Source organism: Rhizobium sp. FKY42 (assembly GCF_005222835.1).
In the GTDB taxonomy this organism is placed as follows: Bacteria; Pseudomonadota; Alphaproteobacteria; order Rhizobiales; family Rhizobiaceae; genus Neorhizobium.
Map to the genome: position 1 here is coordinate 157,971 of NZ_STGA01000021.1, position 19,751 is coordinate 177,721.

The 19,751-nt window shown below is 57.6% G+C and carries 16 protein-coding genes; 7 read left to right on the forward strand and 9 right to left on the reverse strand.

Annotation, left to right across the window (positions count from 1 at the left end; translation table 11 throughout):
* Positions 1 to 30: 30 nt before the first annotated feature.
* On the forward strand, positions 31 to 492 hold the full coding sequence (locus E8M78_RS08610; RefSeq protein ID WP_137134676.1) for a GNAT family N-acetyltransferase: 462 nt from the start codon (positions 31 to 33) through the stop codon (positions 490 to 492).
* On the opposite strand, the gene E8M78_RS08615 is transcribed toward E8M78_RS08610, so the two are convergent.
* Positions 470 to 1,621 (reverse strand): AI-2E family transporter, encoded by a 1,152-nt coding sequence (locus E8M78_RS08615; protein ID WP_137134699.1) that lies wholly within the window; start codon positions 1,619 to 1,621, stop codon positions 470 to 472. The two genes, E8M78_RS08610 and E8M78_RS08615, sit on opposite strands and share 23 nt — an antisense overlap.
* Before the next feature lie 355 nt (positions 1,622 to 1,976).
* Between E8M78_RS08615 and E8M78_RS08620 the strand changes: the two genes are divergently transcribed.
* Together E8M78_RS08620 and E8M78_RS08625 are read left to right on the forward strand one after the other, a co-directional pair.
* Positions 1,977 to 2,375: a biliverdin-producing heme oxygenase gene (locus E8M78_RS08620; protein ID WP_137134677.1), complete on the forward strand. Its 399-nt coding sequence runs from the start codon at positions 1,977 to 1,979 to the stop codon at positions 2,373 to 2,375.
* Positions 2,368 to 4,920, forward strand: a complete 2,553-nt coding sequence (locus E8M78_RS08625) for an HWE histidine kinase domain-containing protein (protein ID WP_137134678.1) — start codon at positions 2,368 to 2,370, stop codon at positions 4,918 to 4,920. The genes E8M78_RS08620 and E8M78_RS08625 overlap by 8 nt, the downstream gene beginning before the upstream one ends.
* Positions 4,921 to 4,967: 47 nt before the next feature.
* On the opposite strand, the gene parE is transcribed toward E8M78_RS08625, so the two are convergent.
* Complete coding sequence (gene parE / locus E8M78_RS08630) at positions 4,968 to 7,028, reverse strand: DNA topoisomerase IV subunit B (RefSeq protein WP_137134679.1); 2,061 nt, start codon at positions 7,026 to 7,028, stop codon at positions 4,968 to 4,970.
* A 207-nt stretch (positions 7,029 to 7,235) separates the two neighbouring features.
* Between parE and E8M78_RS08635 the strand changes: the two genes are divergently transcribed.
* From E8M78_RS08635 to E8M78_RS08650, 4 genes are all read left to right on the forward strand, one after another.
* A complete protein-coding gene (locus tag E8M78_RS08635) occupies positions 7,236 to 8,120 on the forward strand; it encodes an alpha/beta hydrolase (RefSeq protein WP_137134680.1) in 885 nt (294 codons plus the stop codon).
* A 146-nt stretch (positions 8,121 to 8,266) separates the two neighbouring features.
* A complete protein-coding gene (tpiA, locus tag E8M78_RS08640; protein WP_137134681.1) occupies positions 8,267 to 9,037 on the forward strand; it encodes a triose-phosphate isomerase in 771 nt (256 codons plus the stop codon).
* Between the two features lie 104 nt (positions 9,038 to 9,141).
* Entirely contained in the window at positions 9,142 to 9,534 is a 393-nt protein-coding gene (gene secG / locus E8M78_RS08645) for a preprotein translocase subunit SecG (RefSeq protein WP_137134682.1), read from the forward strand.
* Positions 9,535 to 9,669: 135 nt separating this feature from the next.
* On the forward strand, positions 9,670 to 11,298 hold the full coding sequence (locus E8M78_RS08650; protein ID WP_170973370.1) for a CTP synthase: 1,629 nt from the start codon (positions 9,670 to 9,672) through the stop codon (positions 11,296 to 11,298).
* 69 nt (positions 11,299 to 11,367) lie between these two features.
* Here the strand turns inward: E8M78_RS08650 and E8M78_RS08655 are convergent, their stop codons facing one another.
* The 7 genes from E8M78_RS08655 to E8M78_RS08685 form a co-directional block, all read right to left on the reverse strand.
* Entirely contained in the window at positions 11,368 to 12,828 is a 1,461-nt protein-coding gene (locus E8M78_RS08655) for a deoxyribodipyrimidine photo-lyase (protein ID WP_137134684.1), read from the reverse strand.
* Positions 12,829 to 12,887: 59 nt separating this feature from the next.
* Positions 12,888 to 14,117 carry a gephyrin-like molybdotransferase Glp gene (glp, locus tag E8M78_RS08660; RefSeq protein WP_137134685.1) on the reverse strand — a complete coding sequence of 410 codons (1,230 nt, stop codon included), beginning with the start codon at positions 14,115 to 14,117 and terminating at the stop codon, positions 12,888 to 12,890.
* 9 nt (positions 14,118 to 14,126) lie between these two features.
* Complete coding sequence (gene moaC / locus E8M78_RS08665; RefSeq protein ID WP_137134686.1) at positions 14,127 to 14,615, reverse strand: cyclic pyranopterin monophosphate synthase MoaC; 489 nt, start codon at positions 14,613 to 14,615, stop codon at positions 14,127 to 14,129.
* Positions 14,612 to 15,427, reverse strand: coding sequence for an indole-3-glycerol phosphate synthase TrpC (gene trpC, locus E8M78_RS08670; protein ID WP_137134687.1), 816 nt, complete (start codon positions 15,425 to 15,427; stop codon positions 14,612 to 14,614). The genes moaC and trpC overlap by 4 nt, the downstream gene beginning before the upstream one ends.
* A 6-nt stretch (positions 15,428 to 15,433) precedes the next feature.
* Complete coding sequence (gene trpD / locus E8M78_RS08675) at positions 15,434 to 16,450, reverse strand: anthranilate phosphoribosyltransferase (protein WP_137134688.1); 1,017 nt, start codon at positions 16,448 to 16,450, stop codon at positions 15,434 to 15,436.
* 47 nt (positions 16,451 to 16,497) lie between these two features.
* Positions 16,498 to 18,384 (reverse strand): peptidylprolyl isomerase, encoded by a 1,887-nt coding sequence (locus E8M78_RS08680; RefSeq protein WP_137134689.1) that lies wholly within the window; start codon positions 18,382 to 18,384, stop codon positions 16,498 to 16,500.
* 157 nt (positions 18,385 to 18,541) lie between these two features.
* The gene (locus E8M78_RS08685) at positions 18,542 to 19,492 is read right to left on the reverse strand and encodes a YbhN family protein (RefSeq protein WP_246658270.1); all 951 of its coding nucleotides are present in this window, start codon (positions 19,490 to 19,492) and stop codon (positions 18,542 to 18,544) included.
* Between the last annotated feature and the right edge of the window lie 259 nt (positions 19,493 to 19,751).

The following is a 19,751-nucleotide window of genomic DNA, read 5'->3' on the forward strand; positions in this document are numbered from 1 at the left end:
GCGACTTTATAAAGGCAGGCAGGACAGGCAATGCAGGATTTAATTATTCAAAGAGAGGCGCCGCGACAGCCGGGTGTCCTGAAATTGCTGGAATTGTCCGACGCTTACGCCGCTTCGCTCTATCCTGCCGAAAGCAACCATATGCTGCCTATCGAGGAGTTGGAGGCCGAGACGGTTTCATTCTTCGTTGCGCGAAAGGGTGACGAGATTCTTGGTTGCGCATCCCTTGTCCGGCATGAAGATGGCACGGCAGAGATCAAACGCATGTTCGTTGACGGATCCGCACGGGGATTGAAACTCGGCAAGCGGCTGCTCGACCAGCTCGAAAGCGAGGCCCTGCGCCTCGCCATTTCGATCATCCGCCTTGAAACCGGTATCTACCAGCCAGAGGCGATTGGTCTCTATCGCAATGCCGGATACGAGGAGATTCCGCCATTCGGTGACTACAAGCTTGATCCACTGAGCCTGTTTATGGAGAAGCGCCTTCGTTGACAGGCGCCGGCTCGACCTTCAGGCGTTTGTGATGATCCGGAACAGTTGCGGTCTCTACCGCGTCCGTGCCGGAGGAAAGTTCGATCTCGCGCATCCACTCGCGCCAGATCGCAACCAACAGCGCCATCAACACTGGGCCGATAAACAAGCCGAGAAAGCCGAGCGTCTTCACGCCACCCACGAGGCCGAAAAAGGTTGGCAGGAATGGAAGCTTGATAGGGCCGCCGACCAGCCGTGGGCGTATTGTCTTGTCGACGATGAAAAGCTCTACAGAGCCCCAGACGAACAGCGCAACACCTGCGAAAAGCGATCCGCTTGCCACGAGGTAGATTGAAACGAGCGTGAACGACAACGGCGCTCCGCCCGGGATGAGCGCCATGATGCCGGTGAGAACGCCAAGTGTGACGTGGGACGGAACGCCCGCGATCCAGTAGGCAATGCCGAGAATGATGCCTTCACCAATCGCGATCAGCGTCATACCGGTCACTGTGGAACTTATTGTAGCGGGAACCACTCGCGATATTCGCTCCCACCGGGACGGCAGTATGCGTTCACCCAGCAAATCCATCTGGCGCGCGAAGGCCGCACCGTCTCGGTAGACAAAGAACAGGGCGATCAGCATGAACAGCAGCGTCAGAAGCAGATGGAACGCTCCGTCACCGGCGGCAATCACTGCGCGGTAGATATTTCCAATATTGGCGCCGCTGACCAGTTGAACCAGTTGGCCAATGGCGCCCGGTTCGCCAATATGACGCTCCCATTGCGTTGATAGCCATTCACCAGCGACAGGCAGTTCCACGATCCATTGTGGCGGAGCAGATCCGACACGATTGATCTGGAGTGCCCAGCCAATCCAGTCGCGCAATTCGCCAATCGCATAGGTCAGGGCGATACTGATGGGGATGATGATGAAACTTAAAACGCAGATAATGGCAATGGTCGCGCCGATGGTCGTGTTGCCGCCGATGCGGCGCAACAGATCGCGATAGAGCGGCCAGCTCGCAAAACCGATGACGAGTGCCGCGAGAACAGGGATGACGAAGCCGTGGAAGAAGTAGATCCCGGCAAAGACAATGAAAATGAGAAGCCATCGCGCAGCCGATATGGGCGGAATGAGCGCTATGCGCATTGGCGCGACGGGCCCTAGCCAGCGCGGTTCCGTCCTCGGTCTGTCATTCTCACGCACGATTGACTGCCATCCTGTTTGCGTCTCTCGTTTGCCTGCAGGCGCACCTGACGAGAGGTAAGATTAGAGATATTGAAGATTCAAGCTTGCCGTAAAGCGCAGATGCGCTAGAAATATGGGTAACGTCAACTCAGCTTTACAATATATGCCCCCATCTTCACGCCGCTTCCTCCTGCGGGAGCGTACGTCAGCTCGCCACGCAGCGGTTGACGCTGCCGTAGGCTCATTTCGTACATTGGTACATTACAAGGCATATTTGCAAGGTCTGCATGCCTTCCGCAGGCCCTTGGATGACCAAATGTTATCATGCCGTTTCCCTGTTGAATTCGGAACCTGGCGTCCTCAGGCCATAAGCCCTCTTATTGTCGTGGATATGAACGATCTGGCACTTACGCCGAAAAAGGCAGCCGATCCGATTTACGTCAGGGCCGATCTGGAAAGCTTGCTGGGTACGCTCTACGTACTGGAAGGCTCTACGCTGGGCGCGCGCGTTTTGTACCGCAGGGCAACTGAGCTTGGACTGAGCGGTACGCACGGGGCAAGGCATCTTCAGGGTCAAGCCGCATCGGATGGATTCTCCCGTTTTCTTCAGATCCTCGATGCCGCACCCGATGTCGATATGAACAAGGTAATAGGGGCTTCAGACCTGGCCTTCCAATGGGCAGAGACGGCCTTCAAGGACAATGTGAATGAATGAAGCGCCAGAGGTCGATCTGACAAATTGTGACCGGGAACCGATTCATATACCTGGAAGCATCCAGGCGCATGGCGCTCTCATCGTTTGTGACGGTACCGGCGGCGACGTTCTTGCTTATTCCGCTAATGCTGCAGACATGCTGGGTATCCCGGCACCGGTAGAAGGCAGTCGGCTTGAGGACGCCGTGGGGCCCGATGTAGCCCATACGCTGCGCAATGCACTGGCGACGAGCGATGACCCTAGCCGCCCGGCGTTGCGAATGGGCCTGGAGCTTCCTGGCGGATTTTTCGATGCAGCGGTTCACAGGACTCCTCAGGCTGCGTTCATGGAATTTGAGCCGCACGCCAAACATTCTGACCAACCTCTCGAAACCGCACGAATGCTCATCAGCCGGATTCGCTCTATCGGTAGCATTGATGAGCTGGTTGATAAGTCGGTTCGCCTGATTTTTGCGATGCTCGCCTATGATCGTGTCATGATCTATCGGTTCGAGCATGATGGATCCGGCAAGGTGGTCAGCGAGCACAAGCGGCGGGATCTTGAGAGCTTCAAGGGACAGTATTTTCCGGCCAGCGACATACCACAACAGGCACGTATCCTGTATCTAAAGAATACCATACGCATCATTTCTGACGCGCAAGACGAGCGCATTCCAATTCTATCGAACGGTCGCGCATCGGAAGAACCGCTGGATCTGTCCTTCGCTCATTTGCGAAGCGTATCGCCCATCCACTGTGAATATCTCCGCAACATGGGCGTAGCGGCTTCCATGTCGATCTCCATCGTCGTGGACGGAGAACTTTGGGGGCTTGTTGCTTGCCATCACTACTCGCCTAAGTCGTTGGCCATGCAGCAACGGGTGGCCGCGGAAATGTTCGGCGAGTTTTTATCGCTGCATCTGAGCGTCCTGAAACAGAAACAAATTCTGGACACAGCCAATCGTGCGCGCCGCTCTCTTGATCGCTTTCTTCAGGCCGCTTCACAGAGCGCCGACATCACACAATTGCTGCGCAATTCCTTGACTGAGTTTGCGCATATCATGCCGAGCGACGGTGTTGGGCTGTGGCTCGAGGGCGGCTGGACGAGCATGGGGTCTGTGCCGCCACTTCCCGATATCGCAAAAATTGCAGAACTGGTGGGAACAGTGTCCGGTGGGCGTATCTGGGGTACGGACCAACTGACGCTCCATTTGCCGGAAGCGGCATCCTACGCCTCCGCCACCTGCGGTGTTTTGGCTATACCCCTTTCGCAAAGACCGAAAGACTACCTGTTCTTCTTCCGCAAAGAGCTTGTCCAGACGCTGAATTGGGCTGGAAATCCAGAGAAATCCTATGAGATTGGCCCCCTTGGTGATCGACTGACGCCGCGCAAAAGCTTTGCCATCTGGAAGGAAACGGTTCATCTGAAGGCGCAACGCTGGACGGAAGAGGAGCGAGAGATCGCAGAGGCCATTCGCGCCGTACTCGTTGAGGTCGTCCTTCATCACAATGAGCTGCTTGCGGATGAGCGCGGTAAGGCGGACGTGCGCCAGCGTATGCTGAACGAGGAACTGAATCATCGGGTCAAGAACATTCTTGCGGTCATCAAGGCGCTTGTCGGTCATCCGGTCAGGGAAGGGCACGACATTGGTGAGTATGTTTCGACACTGAAGGGGCGAATTCAAGCCTTGTCTTTCGCGCATGATCAGGTCGTACGCGGCGCAGATGGTGGATCTCTGAAAGAATTGCTTGAGGCCGAACTCAAGCCCTATAGCGGTGAGCATCGCACCATCTCGATGAAAGGTGGCGAATTCTGGCTCGATAGCCGTGCCTTCTCCGTCATGGCGCTCGTCCTCCATGAAATGTCTACCAACGCGGCAAAGTATGGATCGCTCTCGGAAGCCGGCGGTAGGCTGGATGTGAACTGGAAGCGCACGGAGGCGGGGGATCTGGAGATTTCCTGGCGCGAGTCTGGCGGACCACTGGTGAGAAAGCCCAGCCGAGCCGGTTTCGGCACAGTTCTGATCGAGCGAAGCATCCCCTATGAACTCTCTGGCGACAGTTCCGTCGAATATCTCGAAAGCGGATTGCAGGCGCGGTTCCTGGTTCCGGCAAAACATGTTCAAGGCGGTGAGGGGGGCGAAATTGCCTCAGAAGCGGATCTCAATTCCGCCTCGACACGAGAGATCAATGATGTACTGCAGGACATCGAAGTTCTGCTCGTGGAAGATCAAATGCTGGTCGCTGCAGACGTCGAGATCATGTTGGCAGAGAACGGCGTGAACAACGTCACCACCGCTCCCTCGGTCGATGAAGCCATGAAGCGGCTGAAGAATTTTTCGCCGGATGTCGCCATTCTCGACGTCAATCTCGGCACGGGCACTTCGCTTCCCATTGCCGAGGAGCTTGAGCGGCGAGGTGTGCCATTCATCTTCGCAACAGGCTATAGTGACCGTTCGGTTGTCCCGGCAAGCTTTTCGGCGCCGGTTGTCCGCAAGCCTTACGAGGCAAAAGCTCTGGTCGGCGCATTTCTACGCATTCTTGCGGCGCGAGAAGGCAGTAACTAGGTTCGGATCGAGCTCCAAAAACCCGATCCGGATCTTTCGAGTGATCATCAGATATCGAGGTTGTGTGCGAAGGCAGCCCGTTCCTGAATGAAGCGAAAGCGGGCGTCTGCCTTGGTGCCCATAAGGTTGTCGACGGCTTCGCGTGTGCCTTCGAAATCCACCTCGTCAATCGCCACGCGCAGCAGCGTGCGTTTGGCAGGATCCATGGTGGTCTCTTTTAGCTGGGCAGGCATCATTTCGCCGAGACCTTTGAAGCGGCCAATCTCGACCTTCTTGCCCTTGAACACAGTCTCCATCAGTTCCGCGCGATGCGCATCATCTCGGGCATAGACAGTCTTTGCTCCCTGCCGGATCACGTAAAGCGGTGGTACTGCCAGAAACAGGTGCCCACCGCGCACCAGCTCCGGCATTTCCTGATAGAAGAAGGTGATCAGAAGCGAAGCAATGTGGGCCCCGTCCACGTCCGCATCGGTCATGATGATCACGCGCTCGTAGCGCAGATCCTCGTCCCGGTACTTGGTTCGGGTCCCGCAGCCAAGCGCTTGTATAAGATCGGCGATTTGCTGGTTTGCCGATAGCTTTTCACGGCTGGCGCTTCCCACGTTTAGGATCTTGCCGCGAAGCGGCAGAATGGCCTGGTTCGTGCGGTTGCGGGCCTGCTTTGCGGAACCACCAGCCGAGTCGCCCTCGACGATAAACAGTTCCGCGCCTTCCGCGGTGTTCTGGGAACAATCGGCCAGCTTGCCGGGAAGGCGCAGCTTGCGAACGGCAGTCTTGCGATTGACTTCCTTTTCCTTACGGCGACGCAGGCGCTCTTCTGCCCGCTCGATGACCCAGTCGAGAAGCTTTGCCGCTTCGCCCGGATTTCCCGCCAAATAATGGTCGAACGGATCGCGAAGCGCATTTTCCACAATGCGCTGTGCCTCGACGGTAGCGAGCTTGTCCTTCGTCTGGCCAACGAATTCCGGCTCGCGGATGAAGACGGAAAGCATACCGACTGCCGAGATCATCACGTCGTCGGTCGTAATGTCCTTGGCGCGCTTGTTCTGCGTCAGTTCCGCATAATTCTTCAAACCCTTGAGCAGCGCAATACGCAGGCCCGCCTCGTGCGTACCGCCTTCAGGTGTCGGGATCGTGTTGCAATAGGAATGGATCTGCGGGTCGCCGCCATACCAGGTGACCGCCCATTCCAATGCACCGTGGCCGCCGGTCTTTTCCGTTTTTCCGGAAAAGATCTCACGGGTGACTGTGAAATCCTTGCCAAGCGTCGCGGAGAGATAATCCTTCAGCCCGCCCGGAAAATGGAACACGGCCTTGTCGGGAATCTCGCCGCCTGCGATGACGACGCCCGGATCGCAACTCCAGCGGATTTCCACACCGCCAAATAGGTAAGCCTTGGAGCGCGCCATGCGGAAAATTCGGCCTGCGTCGAATTTCGCATGATCGCCGAAGATCTGCGGATCGGGATGAAAGCGCACGCGGGTGCCGCGGCGATTGTGCACATCACCCAATTCTTCCAGTCCGCCCTGCGGAACACCGCGAGAAAACCGTTGGCGATAGAGTTTCCGGTTGCGCGCAACCTCTACTTCCAGCACGTCTGAAAGAGCGTTCACGACGGATACGCCGACACCGTGAAGACCGCCGGACGTCTCATAGGCCTTACCGTCGAACTTGCCCCCCGCATGCAGTTTGGTCATGATGACTTCGAGCGTGGATTTGCCTGGTACCTGCGGATGGTTTTCCACCGGAATGCCGCGACCGTTGTCAGTCACTGTCAGAAAGCCCTGAGCATCCAGATGGACTTCGATGAAGTTGGCGTGGCCTGCCACCGCTTCGTCCATCGAGTTGTCGATGACTTCGGCAAACAGGTGGTGAAGCGCCTTTTCATCGGTGCCGCCGATATACATGCCGGGGCGCATGCGGACCGGCTCCAACCCCTCCAGAACCCGGATCGACGAGGCGTCATAGGTGTCTGGGTTGGCCGCCGGGGATGGTGCCGCAGTGCTAACCGCAGTCGTCGCGGGCTTGGCAGCCTCGGCCTTGCCCTTCGGCTCTGATGGCTTTGCAGGCTGCGATGGGAGACTGGCAAAAAGGTCGTTGTTATCCATATGGGTTCGCTGGCCTTGCCTTGAATGGATGGCATGCTGAACGGAGTCGCGTTGAATACCCTTATCGGCTTTCGAATCGCTGGCGAGTGTGCCAGATAAAACGGCGTCTCGCGACCTGTTCGTTCACGAATGGTTCGCATCAGGATTTGCGCCGCAGCGCTGAAGAACGCAAGTCGTGCTGCTTCAAGGAAACGAAACCGGTCGCCTATGTCCACAGATCATTTGAGTTTGCGTGTGCTGGCGGCCCTCTGCCTGTGTTTGTTCGCGACCGCTACTGCAGCAGCAGATGGGCCGATTCGCCCTTTCAAGGATGCCTTGTTCTCTTCCCAGACTGCCCTGAAGACGGAGGATGAGGGCGCTTTCAAGGTGCTTGATTATCAGGAATTGCGTGACATCAACCAGCGCGATGAAGAGCCGGAGCGTCGCGTCAAGCGAGACTATGTCGATCTTGGGGTGCGGGAGTTTCAGGCAAACGAAACGCTGACAATTGCTTCCAGCCGCCTGGATGTCGCGCGCGTCGGGCGCGTGCGTGATGCCACATTCACCATCATCTTCATTCATGGCAGGGGCGGGGATCGTCGGCTGGGAGTGAATGACTACACATTCGGGGGCAACTTCAACCGTTTGAAAAATCTCGTCGTGCAGAGCGGCGGCGCCTACTACGCCCCCTCGGTCAAATCCTTCGATCCCAATGGCGCAGCCGATATTGCAGGCCTCATTCGTCATGTCTTCGAGTTGTCGTCTGGTCGCCCCGTTGTTCTGGCCTGCGCCTCTATGGGTAACTTTATCTGTCAGAGTGTGACGCGCGACAAGGAAGCTGTTCGATACCTCAAGGGACTGGTCGTCATGGGTGGGCCTTCGGATCCGGGGTTTCTGACGACACCTGCGGCCAAGCTGAAGATACCGGTCTATTTCTCCCACGGCAGCGCCGACAGCGTATACAAGGCGGACGAGCAGATCGCGCTATACCGAAAGATGCGAAAGGCCGGTTACCCCACGATTTTCCGGCTGTTCCAGACTGGTGGTCATGGAACGCCGATCCGCATGAGCGATTGGCGGGAAATTCTCAATTTTATGCTCGCGGCAGGTTGATCCTATGACCGCATTCGTTAAACCCACATTCCTGAAAGTGATCCTCTTAAAGCAATGGGCTTGCGGCTACATTGCGGTTATGACGGTTCGAGAAGTTAACGGGGTGGCCAGCGCCTGCTGGCCGGGAGCATAAGGAATTCGCAGATATGACGCCGGATGTTCGTCCGCTTGTAGCGGGAAACTGGAAGATGAACGGAACGCGGGACTCGCTCGATCAGATCAAGGCGATTTCTGCCGGAGTGAGTGGTCCGCTGGCTGAGAAGGTTGACGCACTCATCTGCCCTCCGGCAACGCTGCTCTATGTGTCGACCGCCTTGTGCACCGATAGTCCGCTGATGATTGGCGCGCAGGATTGCCATCAGAACAAGTCCGGCGCTCATACCGGTGACATCTCAGCCGAAATGATTGCCGATTGCTTTGGCACCCATGTCATCGTCGGTCACTCCGAGCGCCGGGTGGACCACGCCGAGACCGATCATCTGGTTCGCATCAAGGCAGAAGCCGCCTATGCTGCCGATTTGACCGCCATCATCTGCATTGGCGAGACTGCGGATGAGCGCAAGGCGGGCCAGACACTCGAGATTCTCAAGCGCCAGCTCGCAGGGTCGGTTCCCGACGATGCCAATGCCGAGAACACGGTTATTGCCTATGAGCCTGTCTGGGCCATCGGCACCGGCCTCACGCCGACCGTTGACGATGTCGAAAAGGCGCATGCTTTCATGCGCGATGAACTGAAGAGCCGCTTCGGTGCAGAAGGCGCGAAATTTCGCATTCTCTATGGCGGGTCCGTCAAGCCTTCCAACGCGGCAGAGCTGATGGCCATTAGCAATGTTGATGGTGCTCTCGTTGGCGGCGCCAGCTTGAAAGCAACAGACTTCCTCGCCATCTATGGCGCGTATGAGGCATTGGTGCGTTAAATCTCGTTTAATCGGCACTAGCCCCTTGGAATGCCGGTCCGGCTGAGCTAAAGGACCAGCAAAGCTTTATATGTGCCGCAATCCGCGCGCAGGACTGGACTGATATGCAGACCGTATTGATCGTTATTCATCTCATGATCGTGCTCGCGCTTGTTGGCGTAGTGCTGATCCAGCGTTCCGAGGGCGGTGGCCTTGGCATTGGCGGCGGTTCCGGCTTCATGTCGGCGCGCGGCACGGCAAATGCCCTGACCCGCACGACCGCAATCCTGGCGACACTGTTCTTCGTGACCTCCATGGCGCTTGGCATCATGGCGCGTCACGAGTCTCGTCCGACGGACATTCTGAACCGCATCCCGGCAACGCAGCAGGGTCAGGGCAACGGCATTCTTGACTCGCTCGGTCCGGCGGCAACGCCTGGTGCTCCGGTAAACGGCACAGCGCCTGCACCGGGAGCTCCGGCTCCGGCGAATCCGTCGTCTGTTCCGACCGGCAACTAAGCCGCGTCACGCTCCCATCATCCGGCAGGTCGAAAAGCCTGCCGGTTTTCTTTTGTTCAGATTCCACAGCTTTAACCGTCCCGAAGAATTTTTGGGCTGGCGGAATCGATCGTGAAAAGGTATCCGGTGACTCCCATGGCGCGATATGTATTCATCACAGGCGGCGTGGTTTCTTCCCTCGGAAAAGGAATTGCGGCCGCAGCCCTCGGAGCCTTGCTACAGGCCAGAGGTTATCGGGTTCGGCTACGTAAGCTCGATCCTTATCTCAACGTTGACCCGGGCACCATGAGCCCGACTCAACACGGCGAAGTCTTCGTGACCGATGACGGTGCGGAGACCGACCTCGATCTCGGTCACTACGAGCGCTTTACGGGGCGCTCTGCGACGAAGACCGATAACATTACTACGGGTCGGATCTACAAGAACATCATCGACAAGGAACGGCGCGGGGATTATCTCGGCGCGACGGTTCAGGTCATTCCGCACGTCACCAACGAGATCAAGGACTTCGTGGTCGAGGGCAATGACGACTACGACTTCGTGATCTGTGAAATCGGTGGCACCGTCGGTGACATCGAGGCGATGCCCTTCGTGGAAGCGATCCGTCAGCTGGGCAACGAATTGCCGCGCGGAACCGCCGTTTATCTGCATCTCACCCTCATGCCGTACATCCCGGCTGCCGGCGAATTGAAGACAAAGCCGACGCAGCATTCGGTCAAGGAACTGCAGGCGCTCGGCATTGCGCCGGACATCCTTCTTGTGCGTGCAGACCGCGAGATTCCGGAAGCGGAACGCCGCAAGCTTTCGCTGTTTTGTAACGTTCGCCCGTCTGCTGTCATTCAGGCACTGGACGTGTCTAATATCTACGACGTACCCATGGCCTATCACAAGGAAGGCTTGGATTCGGAAGTCCTGGCGGCATTTGGCATCGAACCGGCACCAAAACCGCGTCTGGAGCCTTGGGAAGAGGTTTCCAACCGCATCCGCACACCGGAAGGCGAAGTTACCATCGCGATCGTCGGCAAGTACACCGGCCTTAAGGATGCGTACAAATCGCTGATCGAGGCGCTCTATCACGGTGGCATCGCCAACCAGGTCAAGGTCAAGCTCGAGTGGATAGAGTCGGAAATCTTCGAGAAGGAAGATCCGGCCCCCTACCTTGAAAAGGTCAATGGCATCCTGGTGCCCGGTGGCTTCGGTGAGCGCGGCGCACAGGGCAAGATCAATGCGGCCCGCTTTGCGCGTGAGCGCAAGGTGCCGTATTTCGGCATTTGCTTCGGCATGCAGATGGCGGTTCTAGAAGCAGCCCGCAACCTTGCTGGCATTGAAGACGCAAGCTCCACTGAGTTCGGTCCTTCCAAGGAGCCTGTCGTTGGTCTCATGACCGAATGGGTCAAAGGCAACGAGTTGCAGAAGCGTTCGGCAGCGGGCGATCTGGGCGGCACCATGCGCCTAGGCGCCTACAAGGCGGCGCTGAAGCGCGACACCAAGATCGCCGAGATCTATGGCTCGACAGATATATCTGAGCGTCACCGTCACCGTTATGAGGTGAACGTGGACTATAAGGATCGTCTGGAAAACTGCGGCCTTGTCTTCTCCGGTATGTCACCGGATGGGTTGTTGCCGGAAACGATCGAGTATCCGGATCATCCATGGTTTATCGGCGTTCAGTATCACCCTGAACTGAAGAGCCGTCCGCTGGACCCGCATCCACTGTTTTCCAGCTTCATCACGGCGGCGCTGGAACAGAGCCGGTTGGTCTGATCGATTATCAAATTTGAAATTCAAAGGGCCGGTGGTGATTATCCTCCGGCCCTTGTCGCATTCAAACGCTCAATCACGTGGATCTGCTTCACCACTGCGGCCCGTTACATGCGCGTAGGCGGCCAGAGCTTTGTCGCGCGCCTCACCGTGATTGACGATGGGCTTGGGATAGGTGTCGCCAAGTTTGATACCAGCCCGTTCAAGAACCTCTTTCGGCGCCTCAAAGGGGCGATGAATATACTTCTTTGGCAGTTTACGTAGTTCCGGCACAAAACGACAAACATAGTCGCCATCCGGATCGAATTTCTCGCCCTGCAGGATTGGGTTGAATACGCGGAAGAAGGGGGAGGCATCAGCGCCTGATCCCGCGACCCATTGCCAGTTGCTGGCGTTTGAGGCTGGATCAGCATCCACAAGCGTGTCCTTGAACCACTCCTCGCCCTTGCGCCAATCAATCATCAGATCCTTAATCAGGAAGGAAGCCGTGATCATGCGAACGCGATTATGCATGTAACCATGGCGCCAAAGCTGGCGCATCCCGGCATCCACGATCGGATAGCCGGTTTTGCCTTTGGTCCAAGCTGAAAACTGGGCCTTGCTGAAATGCCACGGGAACGCGTCGAACTTGTCGTTCCAGTTATCGGTGGCAAGCTTCGGAAACTCGACGAGGAGATGGTAGGAAAATTCCCGCCAAACCAATTCCTTTCGGAAATGGACCACGTCATCCGTCGCCTGCAGTCCCTTGGTTTCGTGCCAGATCCGAGCTGGCGATATTTCGCCAAAAGCGAGGTGAGGGGAAAGCATAGAGGTCGCATCCTCAAGGCCGGGGTGATCGCGATCGCTCTTGTAGGTCTGTATGGGCTTCATCAGGAACGTCTTCAGTTTCCTATGCGCGCCTTCCTCTCCTGGCTGCCACATCCGTCCGAATTCGCTCGCCCAATCTGGCTTCTTGGGCAACATGTCCCACTCCTTGAGCGTCTCGGATTTTGGGAAGGAGTTCGGCGCGGGTATTTCGGACGGAGCGGGAACAGGATCGCGCGGCTTACCATCCTTTTCGAGCGCCCGCCAGAAGGGCGAATAAACGCGGTAAGCGCCACCCGAACCGGTCTTCATCGTCTCTGGATCGTGCAGCAGTTGGCCACGAAAGCGCTTGATGTCCAGTCCTGTCGATTTCACGGCGCTCACGATGTCCTTATCTGTTGCATCGCGCTCATAGTGGCGATTGTAATAGAGCGCTTCGGCCTGCGTCTCCTTGGCCAGTCCGGAAAGCACCTTGGCTGCTTCGCCGCTCCGTAAGATAAGCCTGTTACCCTTATCGGCCAGAGCCGTCGCCAGGGCCTCCAGCGAATGATGCAGCCACCATTCCTGAGCACCACCCAGCGGACCAACACCGTCCTGCTTCGGCTCGCGGATATAGACGCAGATGACGGGCCTACCGCTTTCGCACGCCTGGGACAGTGCGCCATTGTCGTCGAGACGAAGATCCTTGCGAAACCAGAGAAGGATTGGCGGCTGATGATCTGACGACAAGGCGTAAACTCCGGTTATCGAACAATTACCGGAATTTACGTCGCATCATAAATGGCGGATCACCGGTCGAAATCCCGCAGCAGAAGGATAGGGCAGGGCGTCAGTGCGGCAAGTTCCGGTGCGTGTGGCGGACGCACGATCAGGCAATCGGAATGGGCAAAAATCTTCATCATCGAAGAATCCTGCTTGTCGAACGGTTCCGCAATCAGGCGGCCGTCAGCGTCGCGGCTCAGTCTTGCCCGAAGGTAATCCTGTCGGTGGTCGTTTGCCGCAAGCAGTTTCCCGGCAAGGGCTTCGGCAGCATGTGTCTTCGGTCGTGTGCCGGAAAGCTTCGCAACGACAGGTTCCAGAAACAGCGTTCCGCAGACAAGGCTCGCAACCGGGTTGCCCGGAAGGCCCAGCACGCGCATATTTCCGAGCGCCCCAACCATCAGCGGCTTGCCTGGGCGCATGGCGATACGCCAGAAATCAAGCGACATTCCCTGCGCCTTCAGGCTGGCCTGTACCAGATCGTGATCGCCAACTGAGGCCCCGCCAAGCGTGACAAGTACGTCAACTTTTTCCGCCACGGCCTTGGAAATGGCATCTTCAATCAGATCCTGCCGGTCATGAATGATTCCGAGATCGATGACCTCGCCACCGTTTGCGCGAATCAGCGCGCTGATGCCGAAGGTGTTGGATGCGATGATCTGTGAAGGCTGCAAAGTGCCGCCGGGGTGCACCAGCTCATCACCGGTCGCCAAGACCGCAACGCGCGGCCGACGCAGAACCTCGACCTCCGGGTGGTTCATCGCCGCCGCAACGGTCAAATGGGCATAGTCGAGCCGGACACCTGCGCGCAGCACGATCTCGCCTTCAGCAAAATCTTGTCCGCGGGGACGAATATGGCGTCCGACGGTTATCGGAAACTTCGTGCGAATTCGGTTTTCGGCCAGACGCTCGGCATCCTCCTGAATGAGAATGCTGTCGGCACCTTCTGGCAAAGGAGCGCCGGTAAAAATGCGCACGCACTCTCCCGGCCCCACCTTTCCCTCGAATGCATGGCCCGCCGCTGCCTGACCGATGACCGTCAGTTCCGCCCCAAGGTCTGGTGCATCGGCAGCGCGAAGCGCATAGCCGTCCATGGCGGATGCGTGAAATGGCGGCTGTGTCAGTTTTGCAATCAGGTCCAAGGCCAGAATGCGGCCCGCCGCCTTATCAAGCGGAACGCTCTCGGTATCCGCAACCGCCCGCACCGGCTCCAGCAAATGTGTCAGAGCTTCGGAAACGGGAAGGAGAGGTAACGCCACAGCCAAATCCTAGGTTTTTCGCCAGTCGCCGGATTTTCCGCCGCTCTTGGCAAGCAATTGAATACCGCCGATCTCCATGCCTTTGTCGGCGGCCTTCGCCATGTCGTAAATCGTAAGGCAGGCAACTGACACCGCCGTCAGCGCTTCCATCTCGACGCCCGTCTTGCCGGTCAGCTTTGCTGTCGCTGTCACCCGCAAACCGGGTAGATCCGTATCCTCAGCGATGTCGACCGCAACCTTGGTCAGCATCAGCGGGTGGCACAGTGGAATGAGATTGGAGGTTTGCTTGGCCGCCATGATGCCCGCCAGCCGGGCCGTACCGATGACATCGCCCTTCTTGGCGTCGCCTCTGCGGATGAGTTGAAGCGTATCCGGCAACATGCGCACGAAGCCTTCGGCAGTTGCCTCACGCACCGTATCAGCCTTGCCGCCCACATCCACCATGTGGGCCTCGCCGCTTTCAGCAATATGCGTCAGACCCTGCTCGGTCATGCTCATTCCGCCGCCTGGCTTGCGCTCTCACCGGTCAGCAACAGCTTCGTCGCTGCGGTCACATCCTGCTGACGCATAAGGCTCTCTCCGACCAGATAGGTGGAAATCCCGACCGCCTTCAGACGCAAACAATCAGCATTCGTGAAGATGCCGCTCTCTCCCACAAGCAGCCGGTCCGCAGGCACCATCGGCGCCAGCCTTTCGCTGTTCGTGAGGCTGACTTCGAATGTGCGCAGATTACGATTGTTGATGCCGATCATGGGCGAGGCGAGCTTCAAGGCACGCTCTGTTTCCTGTTCGTCATGCACCTCGATCAGAACATCCATGCCAAGCGAAAACGCTTCATCCTCAAGACGCTTTGCATCGTCATCGGTAAGCGAGGCCATGATCAGGAGAATACAATCGGCGCCCCAGGCGCGGGCTTCATGCACCTGATAGGTCTCGAACATGAAATCCTTGCGCAGTGCCGGAAGCGAGCAAGTATTGCGGGCTGCCGTCAGAAACTCGGGCGCACCCTGAAAACTCGGAGCATCCGTCAAAACGGATAGGCAGGCTGCACCGCCGGCCTCATAGGCCTTGGCCAGCATCGGAGGATCGAAATCCGGGCGGATCAGTCCTTTCGATGGGCTCGCCTTCTTGATCTCGGCAATCAGGCCCAGTTCGCCGCGTGCACGACGGCCCGCGAGCGCTTTGTAAAAGCCGCGTGGCGCAGGCTGATCCTGTGCCATGGCCTTCAGGTCTGCCAGGGTAAAACGCGTCTTGGCCGCGGCGATTTCTTCGCGCTTATAGGCCTCAATTTTCTGTAGAATGTCGCTCATGACGGGTTAGATATCCTCATTCGAAACGGCGACAAGCTTGTCGAGTACGGATGCCGCGCTGCCGCTTTCAAGTGATTGCGTCGCAAGGATCATACCTTCCAGAACGTCGGCTGCCTTGCCCGCAATAACCAGCGAGGCCGCAGCGTTGCAAAGCGCGATGTCGCGATAGGCGTTCTTGGCGCCGCCCAGCACAGCCCGCAACGCCTTGGCATTCACTTCGCCATCGCCACCCTTCAACTCATCGATCGTTGCACGCCCAACGCCAAAATCTTCCGGTGTCAACTCGAAGCTGCGGATCTGCCCGTTTTCGAGAGCCGTAACCTGGGTCACGCCAGTCGTAGTGATCTCGTCCATACCATCGCCATGCACGACCCATATCGCCTCTGAACCGAGATCACGCATGACCTCGGCAATTGGCTGGAGCCAGCGAGGAGAGAAGACGCCCAGCAATTGCCGCTTGGCACCCGCCGGATTCGAAAGCGGGCCGAGAAGATTGAAAATCGTGCGTGTTCCAAGCTCCACGCGACTGGGACCGACATGTCGCATGGCCGCATGGTGCACCTGGGCGAACATGAAACCTATGCCAGCCTCGGAAATGCAGCGAGCGATCTGCGGCGGTGGGATATCGAGTTTCACACCCAGAGCCGTCAGGGCATCGGCCGTGCCGGACTTGGAACTGAGAGCACGGTTGCCGTGCTTGGCAACGGGAACGCCAGCACCCGCCACGATGAGAGCGGCCAGCGTCGAGATATTGTAGGTGCCAAGCCCGTCGCCGCCGGTCCCGACGATGTCCATGACGCCATCAGGCGCCGCAACCGGCAGCATCTTCGCCCGCATGGTCGAAACCGCACCGGCAATTTCCTCGACGGTTTCGCCGCGAACTCTCAGAGCCATGAGAAACCCACCTATCTGCGATGGCGTTGCCTCACCCGACATCAATATGTCGAAAGCAGCACGAGCTTCCTCGCGCGATAGCGGATCTCCCGTCGCCACTTTGCCAATAAAGGCCTTCAGATCCGGCATTGTTCAGTTCCCCCTATGGCCTGCCATCGACCAAGATTTTCCTGGCGTTAGCGAACCATTGCCTGTTCGGCGAGTGCGCGATTGATGGAGACGCCATAATCGTTCTGCAATTGCACGACCATCTGATCGAGAAGATCGTCACCTGCCGCGCCGGCAATCTGCTTGATCTGCTGGTCATTAGCATCGAGCGCGTCAGATGGTTGCTGCTGGACATTGGTCACGTGCATCAGAACGCGAGATTCGCCATCTGCTGCCAGTGCCGTGGCATAGATGCCGTTCGGACCCGCAAAGGCTGCCTTGGCCGCGTCACCGCCCAGGATCGCGTCATTGCTCTGACGGCGCAGGCCAGTCTTGGTTTCCACAGTCAGGCCAAGTTCCGTCGCAATGGCGGCCAACGTCAGCCCGCCCTTGTCCAATTGTGCCTTCAGGTCGGCCGTCTTCTTGGAAAGCGCTTCGCGCTGCTGTTCTGCTGTCCAGTCGGCAGTAGCACGCTCACGCACTTCGCTCAGTGCACGATCACGCTCAGGAATGACTTCGCGCACGTCAAACCAGACGTAGCCGTCATTGCCGAGGTTGGATGGAATGGACTCTGCACCCACATCCGTCCGGAAAACATCGGTCAGAAGGGTATCGGCAGGCGGCAGATCGATCGTTTTTCCTTCGCCATCATGGCCGGTACGATCGCTCGCAATGGTAACAGCCTTCAGCTTCAACTGAGACGCGGCTTCTTCGAGCGACGAGCCGGAGCCGCGCAAGTCCTCGAAACGGTCATGCACGGATTGAACGGCTTGGCTCGCAGCAGCGAGCGCCAATGTCTTGCGAACTTCGTCTTTTACTTCGTCGAATGACTTTGTGGTTTCGGCGCGCACATTGGTCACGCGCAGCATCACAGGGCCAAATGAGCCCTGAATGATTCCGGTTGTGCCACCAGAGGCGGGAACCGCGAATGCAGCATCGGCAATCGTCTGATCCGGAATCTGGTCCTTTGTAAAGTCACCGAGCATTACGTCTGCAGCCGTCTTGCCCTGATCGGCAACCAGCTGGTCGAATGTCAGTTGGCGCTCTTTCATCTGTTGAAGCGCTGCAACGGCCATTTCCTTGCTCGGGAAGGCGAGTTGCTCGATGGTGCGCGTTGCCGGCGTCTTGTAGGCGTCTTTGCGGCGATCATACTCTGCACGAACCTGCGCATCGGTCACGGCTGCCGGGTCGGCAACATCCGTTGGCTGCAGGGTCACATAGGCGAACCGGCGCAGCTCAGGTGCGCGATACTTGTTCTTGTTGGTCTGGAACCAGGCGGCAAGCACGGCCTCGGTCGGCGCTTTGATCGGATCGATGTTGGCATTGGAAAGAACGAGGAATTCCAGATCCCGGCTCTCGTCGCGGTATTTCTTGAGCGCATCGATCATAACTTTCGGAGCCTGGAAGCCGTCGGCCACGGCGTCCACCACCTGGCTTCGCACGGCAACCTTGCTGCGCTCGGTAATGTAATCCTGTTCGCGCAGTCCGGCATTGCGCAAGCGCGCACTGAACACGTTGCGGTCGAACTGGCCGTTATTGCCGTGGAAGGCGGGATCTTCTGCGATCAGGTTTGCAAGTCGATCTTGGGAAAGGCCAAGGCGCATCTTGGAAGACAGCTCATCCAGAGCGGCACCAGCAGAGAGCTGCGAGAACGTCTGCTGCTCGATACCAAAAGCACGGGCTTGCTCGGAGGTCAGCTGCATGCCGAGCTGGCGGCTGATCGCGCCGAGCTGCCTCTGGTAAGCGAGTCGGAACTCTTCGGGCGAAACCCGCTGGTTACCCACGGTCATGACCGAGTTGCTGGCACCACTGAATATCGATGCGGAGACGCCCCAAATGGCGAAGGAAACCACCAGCAGCATCAGCAGCAATTTCGCGACCCAGGACCGGGCGGCGCTTCTAAGCGTATCAAGCATCGATCGACATTACCTTGCAAAACATACGAAAGCCGCCATTCCGGCGGGTCTGGAGCATTGTCTCTAGAACAAACCGCATCAGAATTGAAGGTATTTGTAGCCAAAAGAAACGTGAGAATGTCGAGGTACGGGGAAAAATGACGCTTCCCCAGCTTCGTCAGGCAGAAGCTGGTCGCTCCTCTTGGCGGCGTCCCTTGCGGGCGCGGAACACAGCTTCACCGATGAGCGAAATCGGTAGTGCCACGAAGAATGGAATAAAGAAGTAGATCACCCGGAACGCAACCAGGGCACCGATGGAGGCCTGTTCGCCCATGACATGTCGAACCGTGACCTCCAGAACACCAAGCCCACCCGGAGCATGGGTGATGAGAATGGCAATATTGCCGAGCACGAACGCCGTAGCGGCCTTCAGGTAGCTGACGTTTTCAGTCGCCTGCATCAGTTCCATCAGACAGGCAGAAACCAGAGCGAAGTTGATCGTACCGATCACGATCTGAGCTATCGCCAGCCGCGCTGTCGGCATCTTGAATGTCCATTTGCGGATCTTTACCGGCGCCCGGGCAAACGCCGCCAAAAGCACATAACCGATTGCCGCAAGCAGAAGCCCGATACCAATCAGGAGGACCGCGGATGGGCCGATTCTCAGGATCTTGGCTGTATCATCCGGGTTAAGGACCATCACGATCCCGCCCAGAACCATGAGTCCGAGCCCAACCGTCACGCCCGATAGAAGGACGATTTTCGCGACATCCTCGGTCGAGAGGCCCCAATGCGCATAGTAGCGATAGCGGATGGCACCACTGCTGAGACCGGCGAGCCCGATGCTCTGGCCAAGGCCCAAGGCCACGAAAGATGCGAGTGCGATCTTGGGGTAGGGCAGATCGCTTTTCACATAGCGAACGCCTGTCCAGTCGAACCCGGTCAGGCAGATATAGGAACCGGCACAATAAGCCAGCGCCAACAGCAGGTTCTTCGTCGGAATGGCTGTAACAGACTGGACGATCTCATCCCAGGTAAACTGGCTGAGGCCACGATAGAGAAGATAGGCGGCTATCGCGAAGCCGAACACCATTGTGCCGTATGTGAAGAGGCGCTTTCTGCCGCTCATTTCCCGCACCTCGAGCTAAGCCGAAGTGAGCAAGTTACAACGCGCGTTAAGCGAAGGAAAATGGGTGCCGAAAGGCCTATCATGTATGCTGTCCCCAATGATCCGGCTAAACGTGATCAGGGGAAAATTGTTCCGCCTCTCCTGATATGGGGGAATTGCTCCCGCTCTCAGTGAAGCGGGAGCAATGGATTTGCAATCAAAGTAAACCTCCACCTACGGTGGAGGACTGGACGAGTTCTACATCGTAGTGGAGAGACCT